Genomic DNA, 7,579 nt, shown 5'->3' on the forward strand with positions numbered 1-7,579 from the left:
TCCAATGGACTAAACAGACCTTCTTTGATCAGTTGCAAGCCAAATGGAAGGAAGGTATCAAATGCAGTAAAGCCAGGCTGAGTTTCTGCAAACGGCGCCATTTTTGCAGAGCTGCTGAGTGGTTCGTGATGGGTACAGATCGCATCAATCACTCCAGATTTCACACCTTGACGCAGTAACTCTTTATCTGATTCAGAACGTAATGGTGGACGAACATGAGCCAGTGAGTTGAAGCCGTCAATCAGTGCATCAGTTAAATGTAACTGATGCATCGCCACATCACATGTTACTGGGAGACCTTTTTCTTTGGCAATGCGGATCAGCTCAACAGAGGCACCACAAGACAACAAACCAAAGTGTGCATGCACTTTAGTTGCTTCAATCATCAGCAGATATTTAGCAATCGCGACTGTCTCTGCCAGTGCCGGAATCATTGGTAAACCTTGACGTGATGCAATAAAACCCTCATGCACACAGCCGTCTTTGGCAATTTGCGGTTCTTCTGCATAGAACACTACAGTCAGGTTAAGACCTGCTGCATATTCCAGGGTACGAAGCACCACATCATCATTGGCAAACGGCGCGCTGGCATTGGATACAGCACTACAACCACCTTTTTTCAGACCCGCCATATTTGCGGGCTGTTGTCCATTTAAACCTTGTGTCTGCGCACCAATCACTTCCAGATAGATGCCGCCATCCAGCATGGCTTTTTCAACCAGACCATGAATCAAGGCACCATTGTCCTGCACGATTGGCTTTGAATCTGGTGGCGTAAACACATGCAGAATACCATTTTCACGTGCTGCCTTGCCTTCAGACTTCAAGGTACCATGCTGTTGCTGACCAGGCTCACGCAAACGCGCGCACAGATCGACCATGGTAGGCATCAGCCATTTACCTTTTCCATCAATAGTTTCTGGAACATTTGCAGTTTCTGCGACACGTTTGCCATTTTGCAGATAAACAGTTTCGACTGAATCAGTGTTTGCAATTGGGTCTAGAACTCGAACATTTTCAATTTTAACAATAGACATGACTTATTCCTTATACCGCAATCGCTTCAATCAAACCCTGTTCCTGTAACTGCCCCTGCATCGCCAGTGCCAGTACCGCCATACGTACAGCAATCCCGTTAGTGACCTGTTTCAGAATCACGGATTGTGGACCGTCTGCAATGCTGGAATCAATTTCCACACCGCGGTTCATTGGTCCTGGATGCATCACGATACAATCCGGCTTGGCCAGGGCGAGACGTTCTTTATTCAGGCCATACATTTTATAGAATTCAGCCTGTGAAGATAGCGCCGGTGAATCAATCCGCTCGTTCTGAATACGTAAGGTAATGATCACATCGCAGTCTTTGATGCCGTCTTCCATATTATTGAACAAACGAACTTCTGGACCGTAATCATCGAAGCCATAAGGAAGTAAAGTATTGGGTGCAATGACACGAATATCTTTACAGCCCAAGGTTTGCAAAGCTGCGACATCCGAACGCGCTACACGTGAGTGCTTGATGTCACCGATAATCGCAATTGAAATATCTTCAAAATTCTTTTTGGTCTCACGGCGAATCGTGAGCATGTCCAGCATGGCTTGGGTTGGGTGGGCATGACGGCCATCCCCTGCATTAATGATGGCCAGATTCGGACAGACATCTTTGGCAATAAAATGCGCTGCACCAGAAGATGAATGACGTACCACGAAAATGTCCGCTGCCATTGCTTCAAGGTTCCACAAGGTATCGCGCAGCGTTTCACCTTTAGAGGTACTTGAACGTGCGATATCGATATTAAGAACGTTAGCAGAAAGGCGCTTTGCAGCTGCTTCAAAAGTGGTACGGGTACGGGTAGAGTTTTCGAAGAAGAGGTTCATTACCGTTCGCCCTTCGAGCAAATTATTGGTAATGAGCTGATTTTGGTCATTAAAAAAGGACGCCGCAGTGTCCAGTATTTTTGTAAGAGTTTCTTTAGAAAGACCTTCGATAGTCAAGAAGTGTTTTAGATTGCCTTCTTTATTGAGTTGAATCTGGCTCGGTGTATGCAATGCAGCCAAGTGCATGAGAGATTCCTTATACGTTAAGTCAACGTATTATACAGAGATTCACTTCTGTTCGCACTTGGGAAATCGGCTACTTGTACAAAAACCGACTTGATAATAAAAATTGATTTTGAAATTCCTATGTATTTTTTCAATAAGATAATTTAACCTTTTTCTCAGATTGCTGTTTTTGCATGCAAAAACTGAGTGCATCAGCCTGGAGCATCTGCACTCATAACCAGCTTAGCGCAATGCGCCAATATAACGATGGGCAACTTGAGCGCGATGAATATCTTCTTGTGTCGGTTCCACAACAATCAAGTCATCCTGAACATGCTGAGTTGTATCTGTTAGAGATTCATCCTGATCCATAGACAGATCGAAAACCTGTCTTAATTTTTCTACCAGTCGTGATAACTCCTCATCTTGAGTTGCTATAGCCAGTTCAATCACATGCTTTGCATAGTCTTTATTTTCAGACAGGTAGATTGCATCAATCACACGACCGGAAACACGTCTTAAACGCGCATAAATTAAAGTTGCAATTGAAAAGCTATTCCCATTTACCATTTTAAACCCCCAATTATTTAAAAAATGAGACTGTAGCCCCTCCCCAGTGGCTACAGTCTCATTTTGTATAAGGAGCAATTTCCATACCAATTTGATTCACTTATCATGTATTTAATATTTATTTCATTGTAGCGCACTTGTTCAGGTGAAATTTCAAAGCCAATCGAAACAATTTCAAAAGCTTTAAAAGGCAAAATACGGTAAACTGAGCGCAGTTTTTATTTATTCTTTTCCGGTCTCTCTATTTTATGAATACCTCTTCACGTTTAAACAATTATTGGGTCACCTGTGCCGATGGTCTGGAAACCTTATTAGAAGAAGAAATCAAAGGTTTAGGTGTTCAGGATATTGAACGTTTCCCGGGGCGTCTGACCTTTAAAGGTACATTGGAAAATGCGTACCGCATCTGTATGTGGTCGCGTCTGGCTTCACGTGTCCTGATGCCAATCCACACACATGAAATTGAATTCTCCCATGATGCGCGTGATGTGGCTGAAGAGCTTTATGAAGGTGCAATAAGCTTTGACTGGTCACTAATTTTTGCACCACAAAGTACCTTCGCAATTCGTCTGCATGTGGAACGTGATATCAAGGTCAATACCCAGTTTGCGACTTTGCGTGCTAAAGATGGTGTCGTGGATTCCTTTATGGAAGCCGTGGGTAAACGTCCAAGCATTGACACCAAACAGCCAGAAATCACTATGTATATTCTGGCTGGTAAAAAAGCTCATACCTACTGCCTGGACCTTTCTGGTGATTCGCTGCATAAACGTGGCTATCGTCGCTTTATGACTGAAGCACCAATCAAGGAAAACCTGGCAGCGGCGATCCTGCAAAAAGGCGGCCTGAAAGACATCAACCCGGATATTGTGGTTGATCCGATGTGTGGTTCAGGGACGTTTATTATTGAATCACTGATGATTCTGACTGATCGTGCACCAGGCCTGGTACGTCGTTTCGGCTTTAACGGCTGGAATGGTCATGATCATGAATTGTGGATGGGTATTAAAGCCGAAGCTGCTGAACGTCATAAAGCTGCGCTGGAAAATCCATTACCAAAATTTTATGCCTTCGATGCTGACTGGGAAGCGGTAAAAGCCACCAAGCAAAATATCATTGCGGCAGGTTTTGAATCAGCGCTTGACCAGATTATGATCGAAGAACGTACCTTAAATGACTGGCCTGATTTCCAGGCTGAAGGCAAGAAAGTATTCTTCGTGACCAACCCGCCTTATGGTGAGCGTTTAGGTGACAAGGCTTCTAACCGTGCGTTGTACCTCGGTCTGTCTAATTTGCTTCAAAAGAATTTCCCGAATCAGAAAGCAGCCGTCATTGCATCCCAAGTTGAACAGGCAGATGTCTTGGCGTTCAATGATCCGCAAATTCTACGCCTGATGAACGGTAAATTACCGATCTATATTCGTTTCGGTACAGTTAAACCGGCTGCAGTGGTACGTCCATTCCTGGAAAGCTGGCAGCCACAGCAATTCGAGCCAATCGAAGGTGCTATGGAATTTGCCAACCGTCTGACCAAGAATATGCAAACTCTGAAAAAATGGGCGGTGAAAGAAAATATTCACTGTCTACGTTTGTATGATGCAGACTTACCTGATTTTAATATCGCAGTAGACCTGTATGGTGAGCGTCTGCACGTTCAGGAATATGCCCCACCGAAAAAAATTGATCCTGAAAAAGCTAAAAAACGTTTTAACCTGGCTTTGCAGGCGATTCGTGCTGTGACGGGTTTAGGTCGTGATGCGATCTTTATCAAAACCCGTGCCCGTCAGGAAGGCAAAAACCAGTACACCAAACAAAGTACGGCGTCTAAACGTTTTATCGTGCAGGAAGGTCAGGCCAAGATTCTGGTCAACCTAACCGATTATCTGGATACCGGTCTGTTCCTGGATCACCGTCAAATGCGTTTACGTATTGCTAAAGAAGCCAAAGGCAAGCATTTCCTGAATCTGTATAGCTATACCTCTACGGCAAGTTTACATGCAGCACTGGGTGGTGCAGCAAGTACGACGAGTGTGGATTTGTCCAATACCTATTTGAACTGGTCAAAAGAAAACTTCGTCTTGAACGGCCTGACTGTAGATCATGCTGATGAGCAACATCAGTTCTTTGCATCTGACTGTTTCGAATGGCTGAAAGAAGGTCATGAGCAGTATGAACTGATCTTTATCGATCCACCGACATTCTCTAACTCGAAGAAATTCTACGGTACTTTTGACGTACAACGTGACCATTTGTCTTTGATTAAACGTGCTATGAACCGTTTAACCACTGAAGGTACACTCTACTTCTCAAATAATTATCGTGGCTTTGAAATGGATGCAGAAATCTTGGCATTCTTTGATGTGGAAGAAATCACCCATGAAACCATCGGCCCTGATTTCAAGCGTAATCAGAAGATTCACCGTGCATGGAAAATCACCCATCCAAAAATGTAATTTGATAGTGAATTAATTTCTTTCATCAGGATTTACACCCTCTTTCTTTTTCTCGCAGAGGGAGAAATGAAAAGTGCTGCGATGAAAGAAGTATATGCCATAAAGAAAAAACCCAGCCTAGGCTGGGTTTTTCTTTTCCGATCAGTTTAGATTAGTTGAGCTTCATTTTATCAAAGACCAGTTCACCATTTTCAGCGCTAACCACAATGGTATCGCCCGGATTGAATTTTCCTTCAAGAATGTTTTGCGCCAGGCCATTTTCTATACGTTGCTGAATCGCACGTTTCAATGGACGCGCACCATATAGAGGATCAAAGCCTACATCGATCAACTGGTCAAAAGCACTGTCTTCCACGGATAAGCGCAAGTCGCGCTCTGCCAGACGTTGACGTAAACGGTTCAACTGGATATCAGCAATACCACGAATCTGGGCTTTTTCCAGTGAATGGAACACCACAATCTCATCGATACGATTAATGAACTCAGGACGGAAGTGTTCCGACACTGCATTCATCACTACACTACGCACCTCATCTCGGGTCGCACCACCACCCAGTTCACGCACATCACTTGAACCCAGGTTAGAAGTCATCACGATCACGGTATTTTTAAAGTCCACCACACGGCCTTGTGAATCCGTTAAGCGGCCATCATCCAATACCTGTAATAAGATATTAAATACATCCGGATGCGCTTTCTCAACTTCATCAAACAGCACCACGCTATAGGGTTTACGACGTACCGCTTCAGTCAGCACACCACCTTCTTCATAGCCAACATAGCCCGGAGGCGCACCAACCAGACGGCTGACAGAATGTTTTTCCATAAATTCCGACATGTCGATACGGATCATTGCATCATCACTGTCAAACAGGAAATTCGCCAGAGCTTTGGTCAACTCAGTCTTACCCACCCCGGTTGGACCTAAGAACAAGAATGATCCACTTGGACGGTTTGGATCAGACAATCCGGCACGTGAACGACGGACTGCATTCGACACTGCCACGACAGCTTCTTCCTGACCAACGACACGTTTATGCAGGAATTCTTCCATATGTAGCAATTTGTCACGCTCACCTTGCAGCATTTTTGCCACTGGAATACCAGTTGCAGCACTGACCACTTCAGCAATCTCATTGTCAGTAACTTTGTCACGCAATAGTTTTGGTGCTTCACTTTCTTCAGCTGCTTCAATACGTTCCAGTTGCTTCTGTAACTCAGGAATTACGCCATACTGATAACGTGCCGCTTCTGCCAGATCACCCTCACGCTGCGCTTTTTCTAGCGCAATACGGGCTTGATCTAGTTTGACCTGAATGTCTTTATTGCCCGCAACCAGCGCTTTGTCTGCACGCCAGATTTCTTCTAGCTCGCTATACTCTTTCTCAACTGTAGCAATCTGATCTTCCAGATATTTCACTTCAGACTTGGCACCGGAATCTTCATCTTTTTTCACCGCTTCCAGCTGCATTTTCAGCTGAATTAAACGGCGTTCAAGTTTATCCAAAGCTTCTGGCTTAGAGTCCAGCTCCATTTTGATACGAGATGCTGCTTCATCAATCAGGTCAATCGCTTTGTCTGGTAACTGACGGTCAGTGATGTAGCGATGTGACATTTTCGCCGCAGCGATAATCGCAGAATCCAGAATCTGTACACCATGGTGAGTCGCATAACGATCTTTCAGACCACGCAAAATTGCAATGGTATCTTCTACACTTGGTTCATCCACCAATACTTTCTGGAAACGACGTTCCAAAGCTGCATCTTTTTCGATGTACTGGCGGTATTCGTCCAGGGTCGTTGCACCCACACAACGCAGCTCACCACGTGCCAATGCTGGTTTCAGCATGTTACCGGCATCCATGGCACCATCGCCCTTACCTGCGCCCACCAGGGTATGCAGCTCGTCGATGAACAGAATAATTTCGCCTTCATGTTTGGCCAGGTCTTTCAGAACAGCTTTTAGACGTTCTTCAAATTCGCCACGGTATTTGGCACCAGCCAGCAATGAACCTAAATCCAGTGACAGAACGCGTTTACCTTTTAGACCTTCTGGAACTTCACCATTCACGATACGCTGTGCCAGACCTTCTACAATCGCAGTTTTACCGACACCCGGTTCACCGATCAGTACCGGGTTGTTTTTGGTACGGCGTGACAAGACCTGAATGGTACGGCGAATTTCATCATCACGACCAATCACCGGGTCCAGTTTGCCTGCCATGGCACGTTCAGTTAAATCAATCGTATATTTATTCAGTGAGTCCCGTTGATCTTCATGATTATTGCTCATGACTTTTTCATTGCCTCGAATTTGATGAATGACTTGTTTTAAGGTCTCGGCTTTAACACCTACTTCACTTAAAAGTGATTTGGTTTTGCCTGTTTCCGCTAATGCTAACAATACCCAGTCAGTAGAAAGGAATTCATCCCCTGCTTTTTGGGCAAAACTGTCTGCCAGATGCAGAACTTTCGCTGCTTCAGGACTAAGGTTAATATCGCCGGTGGACTAG

At 44.7% G+C, this 7,579-nt stretch carries 4 protein-coding genes and 1 pseudogene; 1 reads left to right on the forward strand and 4 read right to left on the reverse strand.

Features of this window, described 5'->3' with window-relative positions:
* From B4033_RS00830 to B4033_RS00840, 3 genes are all read right to left on the reverse strand, one after another.
* The coding region (locus B4033_RS00830; RefSeq protein ID WP_286831173.1) for a dihydroorotase at positions 1-1,037 on the reverse strand (1,037 nt) is incomplete at its 3' end.
* 10 nt (positions 1,038-1,047) lie between these two features.
* The gene (locus B4033_RS00835; protein WP_286831175.1) at positions 1,048-2,064 is read right to left on the reverse strand and encodes an aspartate carbamoyltransferase catalytic subunit; all 1,017 of its coding nucleotides are present in this window, start codon (positions 2,062-2,064) and stop codon (positions 1,048-1,050) included.
* 222 nt (positions 2,065-2,286) lie between these two features.
* A complete protein-coding gene (locus B4033_RS00840) occupies positions 2,287-2,613 on the reverse strand; it encodes a hypothetical protein (protein WP_286831177.1) in 327 nt (108 codons plus the stop codon).
* A 248-nt stretch (positions 2,614-2,861) separates the two neighbouring features.
* On the opposite strand from B4033_RS00840, the gene rlmKL reads away from it, so the two are divergent.
* Positions 2,862-5,066 carry a bifunctional 23S rRNA (guanine(2069)-N(7))-methyltransferase RlmK/23S rRNA (guanine(2445)-N(2))-methyltransferase RlmL gene (gene rlmKL / locus B4033_RS00845; RefSeq protein WP_286831179.1) on the forward strand — a complete coding sequence of 735 codons (2,205 nt, stop codon included), beginning with the start codon at positions 2,862-2,864 and terminating at the stop codon, positions 5,064-5,066.
* A gap of 151 nt (positions 5,067-5,217) precedes the next feature.
* Here rlmKL and clpB read toward each other — a convergent pair.
* A pseudogene (gene clpB, locus B4033_RS00850) lies at positions 5,218-7,572 on the reverse strand (ATP-dependent chaperone ClpB); the annotation flags it as partial.
* Between the last annotated feature and the right edge of the window lie 7 nt (positions 7,573-7,579).

This window comes from Acinetobacter sp. UBA3132, assembly GCF_002364825.1.
Lineage (GTDB): Bacteria > Pseudomonadota > Gammaproteobacteria > Pseudomonadales > Moraxellaceae > Acinetobacter > Acinetobacter schindleri.